The following is a 15,537-nucleotide window of genomic DNA, read 5'->3' as shown; positions in this document are numbered from 1 at the left end:
GGCCGGAAGGAAAGACGAAGCAAGCTCAGGCGAGGCGCTGCTGCGAGGTCAGTCGCGCAGCGCCTTTCGGTGCCAAGGCGCGCCAGCCAATCACGCACGACGTGACGCATAGCGCGATGCCGAGAAGAGAGAAGAGCAGCACCAGCGCTTCGCGCAGCCATGGCCGTTCGCGCAGCGGCTCGAAATCAAGACTGTGCAATCCCTGGTACAGCACCCGCTGCCACCGCCCCGACGGGTCGGCCCGCAAAAGCAGCTTGCCAGAAGTGGCGTCGGCATAGAGGTCGACGCCGTCCGGCCAATGCGCGCGCCAGACGGGCAATGGCCGGGTGTCCATCGCCTCCGCCGTGGCCGGATTCTTCGCATAGTAGACATCGTCGTAGCGGTCCATGCGCGTCACGTCCGAAGGGGGACGATCGACACCGCGCAGGCGCCGCAGAGCGCCCGCCATCAACCCGTCCGGCAGCACGGATTCCACCGCTGGCGCGACGCTGGCAACGTCCGCCCGCACCCACCAGCGCCGCTCCAAGCCTTCGAGGCGGTACCAGACTTGCCCATCGACACGAATGCGCTCGAGTTCCACCGGCTGCGCACCGGCCTCCCGCGACGCTACTGCAGCCAAGGCGGCCTGCGGACTGACAAGGGCCTTGCCGTCGGCGCCAAGCCAGTGCGCGCGCTCGGAGGCCGAGGCTCCCCGTGACGAGAACACCCCGTATGGGTTCATCGACATCAGACCCGAGAAAATCCAGGTGAGCGTGAACACCGCGGCGACGAGGCCCGCGATATGGTGCCAGCGCATCCACGACTTGCGATAGGGGATCCAGCGGGTTCTGTTGAGGAACAGCTGCCAGATTCCCAGCACCAGACCGGTTGCGGCGAGCAGTACGCCAGGAATCGCCAGCCAGACAACCACCTGGTTCCACGCCTGCGGAAACTGCCGCAGCACGGTCGGATAGATCCAGTGCGGCACGGCGCCGATCCAGTTCCAGAACCGCTCGGCACGACGCGTGTCGCGCACCACTTCGGCGGCCGTGCTCGACACATACAGTTCGAGACCGTCGTCGCCTTCCAGGCTGACTTTGAAAAGTGGACGGTAGGGGTTCAAGCCTTGCGGAACGGTCCATTGGTCACGCTCCAGTCCTTCGGCCAGCAGTGCTCGCCGCCCGCTGAAGGACTCGGCAACCTTCATGGCCTGGACGGATGTCAGCGGCGCCTTCATGGCACCGGTGCGGGCGTCGAGGGCCCGCCACTGCGGGGCGTTCTGTTCGCCGGCATCGACCAGAAGGCGCCAAACCGGCGCCCCATGGTCGGCCATGCCGAGGCGCGCTTCGGTGAACGCAACGCCGGCTCGCCTTGCGGCTTCTTCGGCGGTCAGGCAACAGCCGACAGCCTGTTCCAGGGGTTGCAGTCCCGCGCGGCGCTCTGCCTGTGTCAGGTTCGGGAACGGCACGTAGTACAGCACGAGGCCGCTGAGGAACCACATCAGAAACAGCAGCGCCAGCGAGATGCCAAGCCACTTGTGGATGAAGATCAAGACCCGCTTCATGCCATCCTTGCGCAGATCGACGGTCTGCTGCAGCGCATCAGAAGGCCGCCCGGTAGCTGACTTCGAAACTGCGCGGTGCACCGACCATGACCTGGTTGTTCGAGTTCGCGCCGCTCCAGTAGGCGTAGAGCTTGTCGGTAAGGTTGCGCACACGAAACGTGAGCTCGCCCTTCGGCAACGTCCAGGTCGCATAGGCGGTCGCGGTGGTGAACCCGTTCATGCGCAGCGTGTTGGCGTTGTTGGCGTAGGAGTAGCCGGTTCGGTTGACGCCCGCACCCACTCTCACCGGCCATCCGGGCACCTTGTAGTCGGCCCAGAGATTGGCGACCGTCTTCGGCACGTTCGGCGGCGTGTTGCCGGCCCGCGAAACGTTGCCGGCCTCGATGAGCTGATCGAACTGCGCATCGACCCATGCCAGATTGCCGCTCAGCGTCAGGTCGCGCGTGGCCTTCCAGGCCGCAGCGAACTCGAGCCCGCGCGCGGACTGCTTGCCGCTGTTGACGGTGAGCGTCGGGTTGCTGAAATCGCGCGACAGCACGTTGTCGAGTTCGATCTTGTAGGCCGCCACCGTGTAGTCGAAGCGCCCGCCGAAAACCGACTGCTTGATGCCGACCTCGAGCTGCTTGCCCTTCGAAAGGCTGAAGGCACCGTTGGCGGCCGAGAGCAGCAGCAGGTTGCCCGTGCCGACCGGCGCGCTCGCGTTGGTGTACTGCGCATAGACCGAAGTGTCGGGGTCGATCGCGAAAACCACGCCCAGGCGTCCTGATGTCGGCTTGTACTTCTGGCTGAAGGACGTGAGGGCGCGGGTGTTCAGATCCAGGCTCTGGCGATCGAGCTTGACGTAGTCCTGACGCAGGCCACCCACGATCGTCCATCGGTCGCTGACGGACAGGGCGTCTTCCAGGAAGAGCGAGCTGGTCGGGATCTGTGCGTTGAAGATGCTGCGGTTGCCGGCGCCGGCGTAGAGCGCGGGGTTGGCAGCGAAGGCAGCGTAGCTGCCCGGAAAGGTGGCGAATTCGCCGACCGACAGCGCGGTGTTGGCCGCGGTGGAGCCGTTCGAGAAATCACGATTGGAAGAGAAGTCGGTCTTTGTGTACTCGAGGCCCGCGACAAACCTGTTCTTCATTCCGGCAATGGACGACGTGTTGCTGAGATCGAGCCGGTCAGTCAGTATCTGGTGATCGTGCGTGATGCCGACCAGATCCCGCACGATGCGTTGCGGCGCGGCAAACGCGTAGGACTCCGAGTTGCGCCACGCCCGATCCGCTGTGTAGTAGGACAGTTCGTTGCGCAATTTCCATTCCGGCGCGATCTGCCAGGTCAGCTTGGCACGCGTCCAGAGGCTGTGTGCGCTCATCTGCGCATCGTCGACGTTGTAGTTGCGAAAAGCGACACTGCGATCGACCACCCGGCCGGTCGAGTCGCTGACGATGTCGGTCGGCTGCAGTGCATAGGCGCGCGGCACCAGTGGGGTTCCCTGGTACGACCGTGCGCTGTCGTTGGCGTAGTCCATTGTCAGGTCGAGCGTCAGGTCGCGGGTCAATGCCGTGGTGAACCCCATCGTGAGGTTGTCGTAGCGCTGCTTGTTGCGATCGACGTACCCGTCTGTCTGCTGGTGGCTGTAGTCCAGGCGGAAAGCGCTCGACTCGCCAACGTTCACGCCCAGCCCGACACCGGTGCGCGCAGTGCCAAAGCTGCCATAGGAAAGCATGGCCTCGGCACCGGGGTTGTTGCGGTCGGGCCGCTTGGTCACGAAGTTGACAGCAGCGCCGATCGCGCCTTCGCCATACAGCACCGAGGCCGGGCCTTTCAACACTTCGATGCGCTCGTAGTTCCAGGTGTCCTGCGGCCGGCTCACCATCGAAGCCACTGCAACCCGATCGCCGTCGAACAGGTAGGTGATGAAGCTACCGGTGAACCCGCGGGTGGAGGCTACCGACGGCGAGCCTGGAGCACCGCCTGCGGTCATGCCCACGCTGCCGCGCAACGCCTCCTCGAAGGTTCGCGCACCGCGCCTTTCCATCATTTCCTGCGTGATCACCTCGGCCGAGGCCGGCGTTTCGCGCACGGTCAGCCCAAGCCGGCTGCCCACCGCAGGCGTTGCCTGCAGCGATGGGGATTGGTCCTGGATGGCCGTCACCTCGATGGACTGCAAGGTCACCTGAGCCAGTGTGGAGGTGCTGGCCAACAGAGTGGCGATGGCCGGGAATGCGATGTACTTGACCATGGAAGAACCCGGGAAGAAAAGATGGAAAACGCAAGTCGATCGGCCGTGAACCCCACGAACGGCTATTGCTTTTGATGTGCGTCGCGCAGTTGCATCAAGAGGGATGCACGAGCCCGCCTGGCACCCCAAGCCCAGATTCCCAACATGACGAGAACCAGCGCTGCCCCGGTGAGCGAAAAGGCCATGTCGTCCAGTTCGACCACCGGAAACAGCACCTTGGCCACGTTGTAGAGAGCAACGCCGAACGAGATCGCAACGATGAGCCAGCCCAGCGTGCGACGCACACGGCGCCCGGCCTCGGGGTTGTCGATGCCCCGGCCGATGCGGCAGATGATGCGGCCGTCCAGCGTGTCGGTCACCATCATCCCTGCGGTGAAGGTCAGTCCGGCGAGCAAGGCGGCCCACGCTCCGCCACTCTTGTTGCTGGCTACATAACCCCAGGCTGCAGCCTGTGTAGCCGTATCGAACACGGTGGCAAACAGCACGCCGATGACCACCACGGACCAGGCACTGGTCTGCTGGCGCAAGCGCGCAGGGATCAGGCTCATCTTCCAGCCGGTCGGCGCGTATGCGTCGCCTTTCCGCAGCAACAGACGCAAGTTGAGGCAGCCGACGACGACCAGCAAGGCCGTCGGTATCCATTCGAGGATCGCTGCCACAAAACCGGGAGGGTCGAAGTGCAGCGCAAGCTTGCTGACCACGACCGCGATCAGGGTGACCAGCAGACCATGCCCGAGCGCAAACAGGGTGCCGATCCAGCCCGCGTGGGAGTGCGAGTGATTGAGCGCACGCCAGGTGAGGCCGTCGATGCAGGCGATGTGGTCAGGATCAAGCCCGTGCCGCAACCCCAGGACAAACATCAACATCAGACCTGAAACGGAAACGAGATCGCCGCTCACGGGGCTGCCACTCGCTTGAAGTGCTTGCGCATGTGCTGTTCCTTTGGCCCGCATTCCCGCTGGGCCGATCAAAGAGACACACGCTGCAATTGCACGAGTCGACGCCAACCCGGCACGCGAGGTGCTGGGCGGCCCGGACAAACGCACTCCCGCAGCGTCCGAAGGCGATTGCGAAGGCCGGTATCCGGGCTCGCGGGTCGCTGTCATGCGCCATGCGCACAACAACCGAAGCTTCGCCTTCCCACACTCCTTGGAAGCGCAGTGGCTGCGAGCACAACATGCGCTCGCGTGAAACTTCTCTATCCGCTTACCGTTGCGGGGGCAGCGCAGGCATTGCGCGTCATGGACGCGTGCACCTGCTTCCCGTTTAACCCCGAAACCATCTCATGGCATGCGGGGCACCTTCGAACCGTGGCGGACAGCGCTCCAGCAAGGAGCGCTTCCAACCTGCGCGGGATTATAGGAAGTATCGACGCCGCCCCATCCGCCCCCTGCCCCGGGTTGATCCGCATGAAGGCGCTCTACGGATGCGTGGCCGGCGCGGTCGCGGTTGACGGGATCTGTTTTCCATCCATCCGCAGCACGGCCTCACGCAGCAGGCCGCGCAGCCAGACCAGCCCCGGATCCTGGGTGCGGTACTTGTGCCATTGCACCGATTGTTCGATCCTGGCCAACGGCAAGGGCGGAGGCAGCAGCGTCAGCGGCAGGTACTGCTGCGCGATCCGGGCGAGCCGCGCATGCACGGTGGCGACGCGGTCGGTTCCCACGACAAGATGCGGGACGGGCACGAAGCCGAAGGCCGTGACTTCGATGCGCTGCGCAGTGCCGTAGCGCTGCAGGAACCAGTCTTCGAGCGTGGACTTGTCCATGCCCTGGGGTTGCATCGCAACATGGCCGGCAGTCACGTACTGCTCGAGCGTCAGCTTGTTGGCACGCCCGAAGCTGCTGCCACTCCACACCACGCAGAGGAACTCTTCCTCGAACAGCATGTCGACGGGATGGTCGGGTGAGCAGTAGTTGCGCGGGAGCACTAGCAGATCCGCCTCGCCACGCTCTAGTTCGCGTTGGGGCGAATCGATCACCGGCAGCATTTCGAAGCGCACGTTGCGCGCTTGCTGGCGCGCCAGCGCGAGCAGGTGCGGCATCAGCACCACCATCGTGTAGTCGGAGACGATCAGGTGGAACGTGCGATCCGAACGAGCGGGGTCGAACTCCGGCTGCGCGAGGATTGCGCTGTCCACCCGCACCAGCACGTCGCGCACGGCCTCCTTCAATGTCTCGGCCCGGGGCGTGCATTCCATCTTGCGGCCGACCTGTACCAGCAAATCGTCGTCAAGGCAGGCCCGCAGCCGTGCCAGGGCATTGCTCATCGCGGACTGGCTCATGTGCAACCGCTCGGCCGCCCGGCTGATGCTGCGTTCGGCAAGCAGCGCGTCCAGAGCCACCAGCAGATTCAGGTCAAGCTTGTTGAACCGCATGGGTAGCCTCGCTTGTCGAACCTCAACTCGACCCCGCAGGTATTCGCGGCATCGATGCAGCGTATGGATGTAAACCATTTTACCAGTCGACCCGTCCCCCATAAGCTCTGTCAAACCCTCGCATCCCCCTCATAGGAACACCACGAATGACAGCGCGCCCGAGTCGGATACCCCGTTCACCGCCCGAAATCCGGGCCGACTTCGGCGACCGCCGGTAACCCCGAAGCGATAGCGAGGGCGCCTTGTCGATCGAGTTGGCATTCGAGGCCGTAGGCAGCGGTTCTCCTGTGGTGATCCTGCACGGCCTTTTCGGCGCCGGACGCAACTGGCAGCGGATCGCCCAGGCGCTGGGCGCCACGCACCGGGTCTACCTGCCGGACGCGCGCAACCACGGCGCGTCGCCCCGGGGCCAGACCATGTCGTACAGCGAGATGGCACTCGATGTGCTGGGGCTTATCAAGCGCGAGCAACTGGATCGGCCGCTGGTGATCGGCCACAGCATGGGCGGCAAGACCGCGATGACCCTCGCCCTCGAACACCCGCAGGCGATCTCCGGCGTGGCGGTGATCGACATCGCGCCCGAACGCTATGGCGACCAGTTCTCGCCCTACATGACGACGATGCGCGGCCTGGGTCGGAACAAGCCCGTCGACCTTGCGATGCGGCATCTTTGGCGTCACGACGAGCGTTTCGACTGGCGGCTCAACCTGCTGGCGGTGGCCATGTGCATGCCCGATCTGTGCGGGTTCCAGCAGCGGCTGATGCATCGAAGTTACGAAGGACCGGCACTCTTCCTCGCCGGGACGGACTCCGACTACGTGCGACCCGAATCCCATCCGGGCATCGCGCGCATGTTTCCGCGCGCGCAGCTCGAACGTATCGCCGATGCCGGCCATTGGGTGCATGCCGACCAGCCGGACGCGCTGTTGCGGGCATTGCGCAGCTGGCTGTGCGCAGCGCTTCCGCAACAAGCACTGGCGGCGCGCTGACCCGGCGGCTTCAGACCACAGGCAAGCAGGAGACCATCATGTCCAACGCCCATCGCGACCCCGATCCGCCCTGCTCGCCGCGCATGGCGCACGCCCATCTGGAGCATGCGCTTGCTTCGATCGAGTCCATCCTCGATGGCCGGGGCGCCGGCGCCCCGGCCACGCCTCGCTTCGACCCTGCGGATCTCGGGATCGTGTGGCCCGGTTCGCAGGATCCGCTCGGGCGCCCCTTCGCGAAGGACCACCCCGCCGGTCGCGAGCACGCCGCCATCCATTTGCTGATCACCGCTTCGAGCCTCCTGCTGAACGCGGCACGGCAGTTGATGGCCGAACCACCGCTCCACCTGCTGCCGCCGAAGGAGCGCGGGCAGCGGATGAATGCGCTGGTCGACGAAACCAAGACAGCTGGCCGTGCGGCCTATCGGTCAGCGCTGTTGCTGACCGGGCAGGAGTAGCTACAGAACAAGCGCCCGGTGCACGCATTGCGCGAACCATGAAAAAAGCCCGGCGCCTTGCGGCACCGGGCTTTTTGCTGTGGGCAGCTTGTTGCTCAGCGGGTCGGCTTGAATGCGCGCGGCTTGGCGTCGCGCGGCACGAACACCTTGCCGCCGCCGGCATTGCCGCGCGGAGCGCCGCCGCCGAAACCTTCGTTGCGGCCACCGCGCGGTGCGGCGTTGTCGCCCCAACCCGGTTTGCGGCCGAAGCTGCCTTCGTCGCGGTCACGGCCGCCACCAAAACCGGCGTTGTTGCCAGCGTAGCCACGCGGCGCGGGGGCGCCACCGGCCGGACGCGCGCCACGGTCGTTGAAACCGCTGGCGCCGGCATAGCCGCCGCTCGGGCCGGCGCGATGGCCGCCACCGGTACCGCCGCCGAACTTGCGGTCGCGCGACTGGAACTCGCGCGGCTCGCGGTCGCGGCCACCGCCAAAGTTGCCTTGCGGGCGCGATTGCGGCATGCGCTGCTGCGGTTCGAGGCCCGGAATGGTCTCGGCCTTGAAGTTCTGGTGGCTGTAATGCTCGATGTCCATGATCTTGCGGCGATCGCGGAACTCGGCAAAGGTGATGGCCAAGCCATCGCGACCGGCACGGCCGGTGCGGCCGATGCGGTGGGTGTAGTCCTCGGCTTTCATCGGCAGGCCGAAGTTGAACACGTGCGTGATGGTCGGGACGTCGATGCCGCGCGCGGCCACGTCGGTTGCCACCAGGATCTGCACGTCGCCCTGGCGCAATGCCATCAGGCGGCGATTGCGCAGCCCCTGGCTGAGCGCACCGTGCAGCGCGACGGCACTGAAGCCCTCTTGCTGCAGGTCGTTGGCGAGGCCGTCGCATTCGACTTGCGTGCTGGCGAACACGATCGCCTGATTGATCGTGGTGTCGCGCAGCCAGTGATCCAGCATCTTGCGCTTGTGCTGCGTGTTGTCAGCCCAGAACAGCGACTGCTTGATGTTGGCGTGCTTTTCCTGCGGCGAATCGATTTGCACCTTTTGCGGCTGGCGCATCACGCGCGAGGCAAGCTGCTGGATGCGCGGCGCGAAGGTTGCGCTGAACATCATGGTTTGCTTGCGTTCGATGGTCAGCTGATTGACCTCGGCCAGGTCGTCCGAGAAGCCCAGGTCGAGCATGCGGTCGGCTTCGTCAACCACCAGGAATTGAACCTGGTCGAGCTTGATCTGCATCGAGCGTTGCAGGTCGAGCAGACGGCCCGGCGTGGCCACCACGAGGTTGGCGTTCTGCAGCTTGGCGATCTGCAGTTGGTACGGCATGCCGCCCACCACGCTGGCGACGCGCAGGCCGCGGCAATGGCGGACCAGGTCGATTGCGTCGTGCGCGACCTGCTGGGCGAGTTCGCGCGTCGGGCACAGGATCAATGCGCCGGGCGTGGCGGCCTTGAAATTGCGCGTGTTGGTCGGATCCTTGCGCTTGGCCTTCTTGGGCAGCGCTTCGCCGCGGGCGGCGGCTTCGGCCGACAGGCGTGCGAACTCGGCCTTGGCAGCTGCTTCGGCTTCGGCTTCCTGCTTGAGCAGGGTGTGCAGCACGGGCAGCAGGAAGGCTGCGGTCTTGCCGCTGCCGGTCTGGCTCGACACCATCAGGTCGATGTAGCGGGAAGTGCCGTCGTCATTGCTGGTCATGGCCAGCGGAATGACCTTGTCCTGCACGGTGGTCGGCTGGTCGAAACCGAGGTCGGCCACGGCCGCGATCAGTTCCGGCGCGAGGCCAAGACGGATGAAGCCGTTGGGCGCCTTGGGCACGTCGGCCGGCGCGGCAGCGACGTCCAGGGTGTCCAGCAAGGTGATGTCGGAGTTCGATTCCGCGATTGCCACGAATTCGTCGGAAGAAGATTGCACAGGCGCGAACTCGCCCTGCGCTTCAAAAGCGTCGGTCATTGAGATATCTCATACGCGGGCGCTGCCGTAGGCGGCGCCCCGTCGGGTGGTTAAAAACATCAACCATCCAACGACATTCAGTCTTCGCTTTCGCGAGGCTGCGGCCCTTTTTGATCGTGAAGATCGGGCGCCTGTGCAAGACGGGGAGATGCAAGAAAAACGCTGCTCTGCGCAGCGAAGCCATCGATTATGGCATGAATCCGGGTTTTTACCTAATCAATCGAGCTTGAGGAACGTATCGCGGTAGTGCGCGAGTTCCTCGATCGATTCGTGCACGTCGGCCAGCGCGGTGTGCGCCTGCTGCTTCTTGAACGCGCTGTATGCCGCCGGCTTCCAGCGCTTCGCCAGTTCTTTCAGCGTGCTCACGTCAAGGTTGCGATAGTGGAAGTAGGCCTCGAGCTTGGGCATGTACTTGACCAGGAAGCGCCTGTCCTGTCCGATGGTGTTGCCGCACATCGGCGAGCCGGTCTTCGGGATGTAGCGCGCGATGAACTCGAGCAGTTGCTGCTCGGCCGCCGCCTCGTCGAGCGTCGAGGCCTTGACCTTGTCGATCAGGCCGCTGCGGCCGTGCGTGCCCTTGTTCCACGAATCCATGGCGTCGAGCACCTCGTCGCTCTGGTGGATCACGAGCACCGGGCCGTCGATGCGCGGCGTGAGGTCGGGGCCGGTAACGACCACGGCGATCTCGAGCAAACGCTCTTTTTCGGGGTCGAGCCCGCTCATTTCGCAGTCGAGCCAGATCAGGTTCTGGTCGCTTTTCTTCAGGGTCGGGGGGGTCTGTACGGTCGATTCGGGCATCGGGGCATTGTCGTCGATGGCCCAGCCGCGCCCCGCATGAAGACTAAACTCGGCGGCCCATGAATGCCTCCCTCATCTTCACCTGCGCCTTTGCGGCCGCCCTGGTCGTCGGCCTGTTGCTGAAGTTCTGGCTCGCGTCGCGTCAGGTGCGCCACGTGGCCCGGCATCGCGGCGTGGTGCCGGCGCGGTTCGCATCGATCATCACGCTCGAGTCGCATCAGAAGGCAGCCGACTACACGATCGCCAAGGCACGCTTCGGCTTGATCGAACTCGCCTGGGGCACGGCCGTGCTGCTGGCCTGGACGCTGCTCGGCGGGCTCGATCTGCTCAACAAGGTGCTGCTGGCCTGGATCAGCGGCGGCATGGCGCAGCAGCTGGCGCTGCTCGCCGCCTTTGCGGTGGTCGGCGGCCTGCTCGACCTGCCCTTTTCGCTCTGGCAGACCTTCGTGCTGGAGCAACGCTTCGGCTTCAACAAACTCACCTGGCGCCTGTGGCTCACCGACGCCGTCAAGGGCGTCCTGCTCGGCGCGCTGATCGGCCTGCCGATCGCCGCGCTGATCCTGTGGCTGATGGGGGCCACCGGCTCGCTATGGTGGCTCTGGGCCTGGGGCACCTGGATGGGCTTCAATCTGCTGCTGATGCTGGTGTACCCCACCTTCATCGCCCCGCTGTTCAACAAGTTCAAGCCACTCGACGACCCGACACTGAAGGCGCGCGTCACCGCATTGATGAAGCGCTGCGGCTTCGCGGCCAAGGGCCTGTTCGTGATGGACGGCAGCAAGCGCAGCGCACATGCCAACGCCTACTTCACCGGTTTCGGCGCCAGCAAGCGCGTGGTGTTCTACGACACCCTGCTGCGCCAGCTCAACGCCGGCGAAGTCGAAGCGGTGCTGGCGCACGAGCTCGGCCATTTCAAGCACCGCCACATCCTCAAGCGCATGGTCACGCTGTTTGCGCTGAGCCTGGCCGGCTTCGCGCTGCTCGGCTGGGTGTCCGACCGTTCATGGTTCTACACCGGGCTCGGTGTGCAGCCGAACATGGCTGCTGCCAACAATGCACTCGTGCTGCTGCTCTTCATGCTGGCGGTGCCGGTGTTCGGTTTCTTCGTCGCCCCCCTGTCGGCGCGGCTGTCGCGCAAGCACGAGTTCGAAGCCGATGCCTACGCCGTCGCCCAGACCAGCGGCGCCGACCTGTCGGCCGCCCTGCTGAAGCTCTACAGCGACAACGCCTCGACGCTCACACCCGACCCGGTGTTCGTGAAGTTCTATTACTCGCACCCGCCTGCGTCCGAGCGCCTGGCGCGCATGGCCGCGGCCTGAAACCCGCACGGAGTTCACTCATGACCAGCAGCAGCATGTTCAAACCGAAGGTCTGGAAAGGCCAACCGCGCCGCGCGCTGAGCGCCACCGAAATCGTCGCCAGCCTGGCGCGCCTCGAGGGCTGGAAGCTCGCCGGCGACGGCGCCGACGTAGCGATCGAGAAGACCTACACCTTCGCGAACTACTTCGAGACCCTCGCGTTCGTGAACGCGCTGGCGATGGTTGCGCACACGCAGGATCATCATCCCGACCTGTCGGTGCACTACAACCGCTGCGTGGTGCGCTTCAACACGCACGATGTCGGCGGCATCTCGTCGACCGACTTCGACTGCGCCACGCAGGCCGACGCGCTGCTCGCCGCCTGATGGAACACGCCGGTGGCTAAGCAACGCAGCGCGCCCAACAGCACGGGCGCCCTGCAGACCGGCATCGTCATCGCCAGCCACGGCCGGCATTGCGTGGTGGAAACGCCCGATGGCCAGCATGTGATCTGCCACCCTCGCGGCAAGAAAAGCCAGGCCGTCGTCGGCGACCGGGTGCGCTGGCAGGCCAGCGAGGACGAAGGCACGATCGAGAAGGTCGATGCGCGCCGCAACCTGTTCTACCGGCAGGACGAGATCCGCACCAAGTCGTTTGCGGCCAACCTCGACCATGTGCTGATCCTGGTGGCCGCCGAGCCCGAGTTCTCCGAACACCAATTGACGCGCGCACTGATCGCGGCGGAAGCCGAGCGCATCGCGCCGATCATCGCGCTCAACAAGAGCGACCTGGTGGCACCGTTCGAGCGGGCCTGGGCCAAGCTGGCGCCCTACCGCCGCATGCACTACGGCGTGTTGCCGCTCTCGCTCACGGCTTCGGGCGAAGTCGACCGCGTCGCACTGCTCAAGCTGCTGACCGGCAAGACCACGCTGGTGCTCGGCCCCTCGGGTGCCGGCAAGAGCACGCTGATCAACCTGCTGGTTCCGGGTGCGCTTGCGCTCACCGGCGAGATCTCGAAGGCGCTGGCCTCCGGCAAGCACACCACGACCAGCACGAGCTGGTACTGGGTCGACAAGGCGAGCCAGACCGCACTGATCGATTCGCCCGGCTTCCAGGAATTCGGCCTGCACCACATCGAGCCGATGCAGCTCGCGGGCCTCATGCCCGACATCGCCGAACACGCGTCGAACTGCAAGTTCTACAACTGCACGCACCTGCACGAGCCGGGCTGCGGCGTGATTCCACAGGTCGAGTCGGCCTCCGGTGAGCGCCCCATCAGCGCAGCGCGCTACAAGATCTATGGCGAACTGTTCGCCGAGCTGAGCCAGACGCCGCGCTACTGAGTGGTTTTGCGGTCACAGAGTCCGGGGCGGGCTCAGGGCGGCGGGGCACGCTGCTCCGCGAATGTCCCCCGGCCTGCGGCCTCCTCCTTTATTTCGCTGCGCAGCGTACCCCACCGCCCTGATCCTGGACGCGGCGTGACCGTTTCGCGCTGAACACTACGAGCGTGCCCTGGCCGCTGGCGGTGGGTGGCCCCTGCAGCGAAATAAAGGAGGAGGGCGAAGCCCGGGGGACATTCGCGGAAGGGGCCACCCGCCGCCAGCGGCCTACCCCCAAACGTCGAACTCGCAACGTCGAGCCCAAACCATCAAGCCCGAAGCATCAGCGCGACATGCCTGCACCGCCAACGCGGCAACCTTCGGCAAAGGCTCGGGCTCAATGCCCTTGAGCGCGCCCTAGGATCAGTGCATCGCCTCCCGGATGGCGGTCTCGTACCGGTCGAGCACGGTGTTCGGGTGGAACAGTTCGAGGTGCTGGTCGCGCATGGCCAGCAAGCTCTTGCGGCGCGCTTCGTCCGCCAGCAGTTCGCGCATCGCCTGCGCGAGCGCCGCCGGGTCCTCGGGCGGCACGAGGAGGCCGCACGGGCCGACCGATTCCGGCAAGCCGCCCTGCCGGCTCGCGATCACGACGCATCCACTGGCAATGAGTTCGATCGGCACCAGCGGCAGCGCCTCGGGCGGCTCGGGCCGCGATGGCACCACGGCGACCTGGTGTTCGCGCATGACTTCGCCCAGGCGATTGCCGCGCAGCACGCCGAGCCAGGCAATCTGATCCTGCAGGCCGAGCTCGGCAATCCGAGCCTCGATCGTGCCTTTTTCCGGGCCGTCACCGGCGATCGAAAGGCGCGGCCGCAGGCCGTCCTTGCGCAGCAAGTGCAGCGCCTCGATCAGCACATCCAATCCTTTGGCCCGCACGATGCGCCCGACAAACAGCAGTTCGTTCTCGCGAACGCCCGTATCTGCCATGTGCGGCAGATGAAACGACTGGATGTCGTACGGATTGAGCATGAGTCCGGAGTCCTCCAGCGTGACGCTGCGCAGGTACTGCGACACCGAGTACACACGGGCACCACGGAGGCTGGCGATCTTGAGCCGGTCGCGCCAAGTACGCTGACCCGCCGGCCGCGTGATGGGCGTGTGGTTCACGACGACCCAAGGCCGTCTCACGACACCGAGTACCAGCGGCCAGGCCAAACCGACGCTCACATTCGACTGGACGACCACGTCGCACCAGCGAAGGGTGCCAAGCAGGCTGGACGCAGACGGTCGACGCAAGACAACGCCCTCTTGCGCAGCGCCACCGACTGCGGCGGGCGTGTGGGTGACGACCCGTACCTCGTGGCCCCGGCCCCGCAAGCCGTCGACCAGCAGCTGGCTCACCGACTCGATCCCTCCCAGGCTGGGCGCGTAGGCATAGGACAGCAGTGCAATCCGGAGGGGCTTGTTTTCGACGGTGGTGAGGGGCATGAATTCGTTCCGGAAATGGCCTCAGGCCGGGCCGAGGATGTCGGCCAGCGCATCGATCAGCGCGCTGCACTGTGCCCGCGTGCCGATGCTGATGCGCAGGTACTGCGCGATGCGCGGAGCGCGAAAGTGGCGCACCAGCACCGCGCGCTCGCGCAGCGCCAGGGCGAGTTCTGCGGCATCGCGCTGCGGATGCCGCGCAAACACGAAGTTCGCCTGCGAGGGCAGTACTTCGAAACCCAGGTCTTCCAGCTCCAGCGTCAGGCCTTCGCGGGTGTCGATCACCGCCTTGCAGGTCTGGTCGAACCAGGCTTCGTCCTGCAGCGCCGCCACGGCCCCGGCCACGGCCGGCCGGCCGAGCGGGTACGAATTGAAGGTGTTCTTCCCGCGCGTCATCGCCTCGATCAGGTGCGCCTGGCCGCAGGCGAAGCCGACGCGCAGGCCGGCCAGTGCGCGCGACTTGGAGAGCGTCTGCACCACCAACAGGTTCGGGTACTGCTCGATCAGCGGCAATGCGCTCGCGCCGCCGAAATCGACGTACGCCTCGTCGACCAGCACGACGCGATGCGGGCATGCCTGCAGCAGTTTCACGATCTCGCCGAGAGGCAGGCCGATGCCGGTCGGTGCATTGGGGTTAGCCAGCACGATGCCGCCGCAGCCGCGCGAAGCCCGCGCCGCGAGCGCATCGACATCGATGCGCAGCGCGTCGTCCACCGACTGCAGCTCGCAGTCAATCTCGTAGCGCTGCGCATAGACACGGTAGAAGCTGTAGGTCACGTCGGGGCACAGCAGCGGCTCGCTCTGGCGGAAGAAAGCGAAGAACGCATGGGCCAGCACTTCGTCGGAGCCGTTGCCGGCAAACACCTCGTCGACGCCCAGACCATGCCGCTGTGCCACCGCTTCGCGCAACGCGAGCGACTCCGGATCGGGATAGCGCTCCAGCCCGCTGGCCGCCGCCTGCTGAACCGCGTCCACCGCATGCGGCGAAGGCGGGTACGGGTTCTCGTTGGTGTTGAGCTTGACCAGGTTGGCGATGCGCGGCTGCTCACCCGGCACATAGGGCTCGAGCGCCGCGAGACGCGGGCTGTAGAAGCTCGATACCGACGAAGAAGCCATCG

13 protein-coding genes and 1 riboswitch are annotated in these 15,537 nt (G+C 65.6%); of the genes, 5 read left to right on the top strand and 8 right to left on the bottom strand.

All coding sequences use genetic code 11. The annotated features are described in order from the left end of the window. Positions 1-25 precede the first annotated feature (25 nt). The 4 genes from QTI05_RS14930 to QTI05_RS14915 all read right to left on the bottom strand — a co-directional run bounded on the left by QTI05_RS14930 (position 26) and on the right by QTI05_RS14915 (position 6,147). On the bottom strand, positions 26-1,531 hold the full coding sequence (locus QTI05_RS14930; RefSeq protein WP_286622029.1) for a PepSY-associated TM helix domain-containing protein: 1,506 nt from the start codon (positions 1,529-1,531) through the stop codon (positions 26-28). Between the two features lie 49 nt (positions 1,532-1,580). Next, positions 1,581-3,770 (bottom strand): TonB-dependent receptor, encoded by a 2,190-nt coding sequence (locus QTI05_RS14925; protein WP_286622026.1) that lies wholly within the window; start codon positions 3,768-3,770, stop codon positions 1,581-1,583. 62 nt (positions 3,771-3,832) lie between these two features. Continuing rightward, positions 3,833-4,669: a HoxN/HupN/NixA family nickel/cobalt transporter gene (locus tag QTI05_RS14920; protein ID WP_286622024.1), complete on the bottom strand. Its 837-nt coding sequence runs from the start codon at positions 4,667-4,669 to the stop codon at positions 3,833-3,835. Between the two features lie 158 nt (positions 4,670-4,827). Next, positions 4,828-5,089: riboswitch (cobalamin riboswitch) on the bottom strand. A gap of 101 nt (positions 5,090-5,190) precedes the next feature. After that, the gene (locus QTI05_RS14915; RefSeq protein ID WP_286622022.1) at positions 5,191-6,147 is read right to left on the bottom strand and encodes a LysR family transcriptional regulator; all 957 of its coding nucleotides are present in this window, start codon (positions 6,145-6,147) and stop codon (positions 5,191-5,193) included. A gap of 242 nt (positions 6,148-6,389) precedes the next feature. Here QTI05_RS14915 and QTI05_RS14910 point away from each other — a divergent pair, with 242 nt between their 5' ends. Both QTI05_RS14910 and QTI05_RS14905 read left to right on the top strand, forming a co-directional pair. Then, a complete protein-coding gene (locus QTI05_RS14910; protein ID WP_286545650.1) occupies positions 6,390-7,136 on the top strand; it encodes an alpha/beta fold hydrolase in 747 nt (248 codons plus the stop codon). Between the two features lie 38 nt (positions 7,137-7,174). Continuing rightward, positions 7,175-7,591: a hypothetical protein gene (locus tag QTI05_RS14905; RefSeq protein WP_286622020.1), complete on the top strand. Its 417-nt coding sequence runs from the start codon at positions 7,175-7,177 to the stop codon at positions 7,589-7,591. 95 nt (positions 7,592-7,686) lie between these two features. On the opposite strand, the gene QTI05_RS14900 is transcribed toward QTI05_RS14905, so the two are convergent. Both QTI05_RS14900 and orn read right to left on the bottom strand, forming a co-directional pair. Then, on the bottom strand, positions 7,687-9,519 hold the full coding sequence (locus QTI05_RS14900; protein WP_286622017.1) for a DEAD/DEAH box helicase: 1,833 nt from the start codon (positions 9,517-9,519) through the stop codon (positions 7,687-7,689). Positions 9,520-9,735: 216 nt separating this feature from the next. Beyond that, entirely contained in the window at positions 9,736-10,317 is a 582-nt protein-coding gene (gene orn, locus QTI05_RS14895; RefSeq protein ID WP_286545647.1) for an oligoribonuclease, read from the bottom strand. A 59-nt stretch (positions 10,318-10,376) separates the two neighbouring features. Here orn and QTI05_RS14890 point away from each other — a divergent pair, with 59 nt between their 5' ends. From QTI05_RS14890 to rsgA, 3 genes are read left to right on the top strand one after another with little or no spacing between them, the layout of a single operon-like run. Further along, the gene (locus tag QTI05_RS14890; RefSeq protein ID WP_286545646.1) at positions 10,377-11,636 is read left to right on the top strand and encodes a M48 family metallopeptidase; all 1,260 of its coding nucleotides are present in this window, start codon (positions 10,377-10,379) and stop codon (positions 11,634-11,636) included. Between the two features lie 20 nt (positions 11,637-11,656). After that, the gene (locus QTI05_RS14885; protein ID WP_286622015.1) at positions 11,657-12,001 is read left to right on the top strand and encodes a 4a-hydroxytetrahydrobiopterin dehydratase; all 345 of its coding nucleotides are present in this window, start codon (positions 11,657-11,659) and stop codon (positions 11,999-12,001) included. Between the two features lie 12 nt (positions 12,002-12,013). Continuing rightward, entirely contained in the window at positions 12,014-12,958 is a 945-nt protein-coding gene (gene rsgA, locus QTI05_RS14880) for a ribosome small subunit-dependent GTPase A (RefSeq protein WP_286622013.1), read from the top strand. A 399-nt stretch (positions 12,959-13,357) separates the two neighbouring features. Here the strand turns inward: rsgA and QTI05_RS14875 are convergent, their stop codons facing one another. After that, the gene (locus QTI05_RS14875; protein ID WP_286622011.1) at positions 13,358-14,422 is read right to left on the bottom strand and encodes a glycosyltransferase family 4 protein; all 1,065 of its coding nucleotides are present in this window, start codon (positions 14,420-14,422) and stop codon (positions 13,358-13,360) included. A gap of 21 nt (positions 14,423-14,443) precedes the next feature. Further along, positions 14,444-15,535: a histidinol-phosphate transaminase gene (gene hisC / locus QTI05_RS14870; RefSeq protein ID WP_286622008.1), complete on the bottom strand. Its 1,092-nt coding sequence runs from the start codon at positions 15,533-15,535 to the stop codon at positions 14,444-14,446. Positions 15,536-15,537: the final 2 nt, after the last annotated feature.

Origin of the sequence: Variovorax fucosicus, assembly GCF_030316825.1 — a bacterium.
Classification (GTDB): domain Bacteria; phylum Pseudomonadota; class Gammaproteobacteria; order Burkholderiales; family Burkholderiaceae_C; genus Variovorax; species Variovorax fucosicus.
Note: the sequence above shows the minus strand (reverse complement) of the source record. Positions and strands in the feature narration are given on the sequence as shown.

Bases quoted from the DNA above. Each gene is read 5' to 3' on its own strand.
- QTI05_RS14925 (WP_286622026.1), bottom strand. From the start codon at position 3,770: ATGGTCAAGTACATCGCATTCCCGGCCATCGCCACTCTGTTGGCCAGC.
- QTI05_RS14915 (WP_286622022.1), bottom strand. From the start codon at position 6,147: ATGCGGTTCAACAAGCTTGACCTGAATCTGCTGGTGGCTCTGGACGCG.
- QTI05_RS14905 (WP_286622020.1), top strand. From the start codon at position 7,175: ATGTCCAACGCCCATCGCGACCCCGATCCGCCCTGCTCGCCGCGCATG.
- QTI05_RS14900 (WP_286622017.1), bottom strand. From the start codon at position 9,519: ATGACCGACGCTTTTGAAGCGCAGGGCGAGTTCGCGCCTGTGCAATCT.
- orn (WP_286545647.1), bottom strand. From the start codon at position 10,317: ATGCCCGAATCGACCGTACAGACCCCCCCGACCCTGAAGAAAAGCGAC.
- QTI05_RS14890 (WP_286545646.1), top strand. From the start codon at position 10,377: ATGAATGCCTCCCTCATCTTCACCTGCGCCTTTGCGGCCGCCCTGGTC.
- QTI05_RS14885 (WP_286622015.1), top strand. From the start codon at position 11,657: ATGACCAGCAGCAGCATGTTCAAACCGAAGGTCTGGAAAGGCCAACCG.
- QTI05_RS14875 (WP_286622011.1), bottom strand. From the start codon at position 14,422: ATGCCCCTCACCACCGTCGAAAACAAGCCCCTCCGGATTGCACTGCTG.
- hisC (WP_286622008.1), bottom strand. From the start codon at position 15,535: ATGGCTTCTTCGTCGGTATCGAGCTTCTACAGCCCGCGTCTCGCGGCG.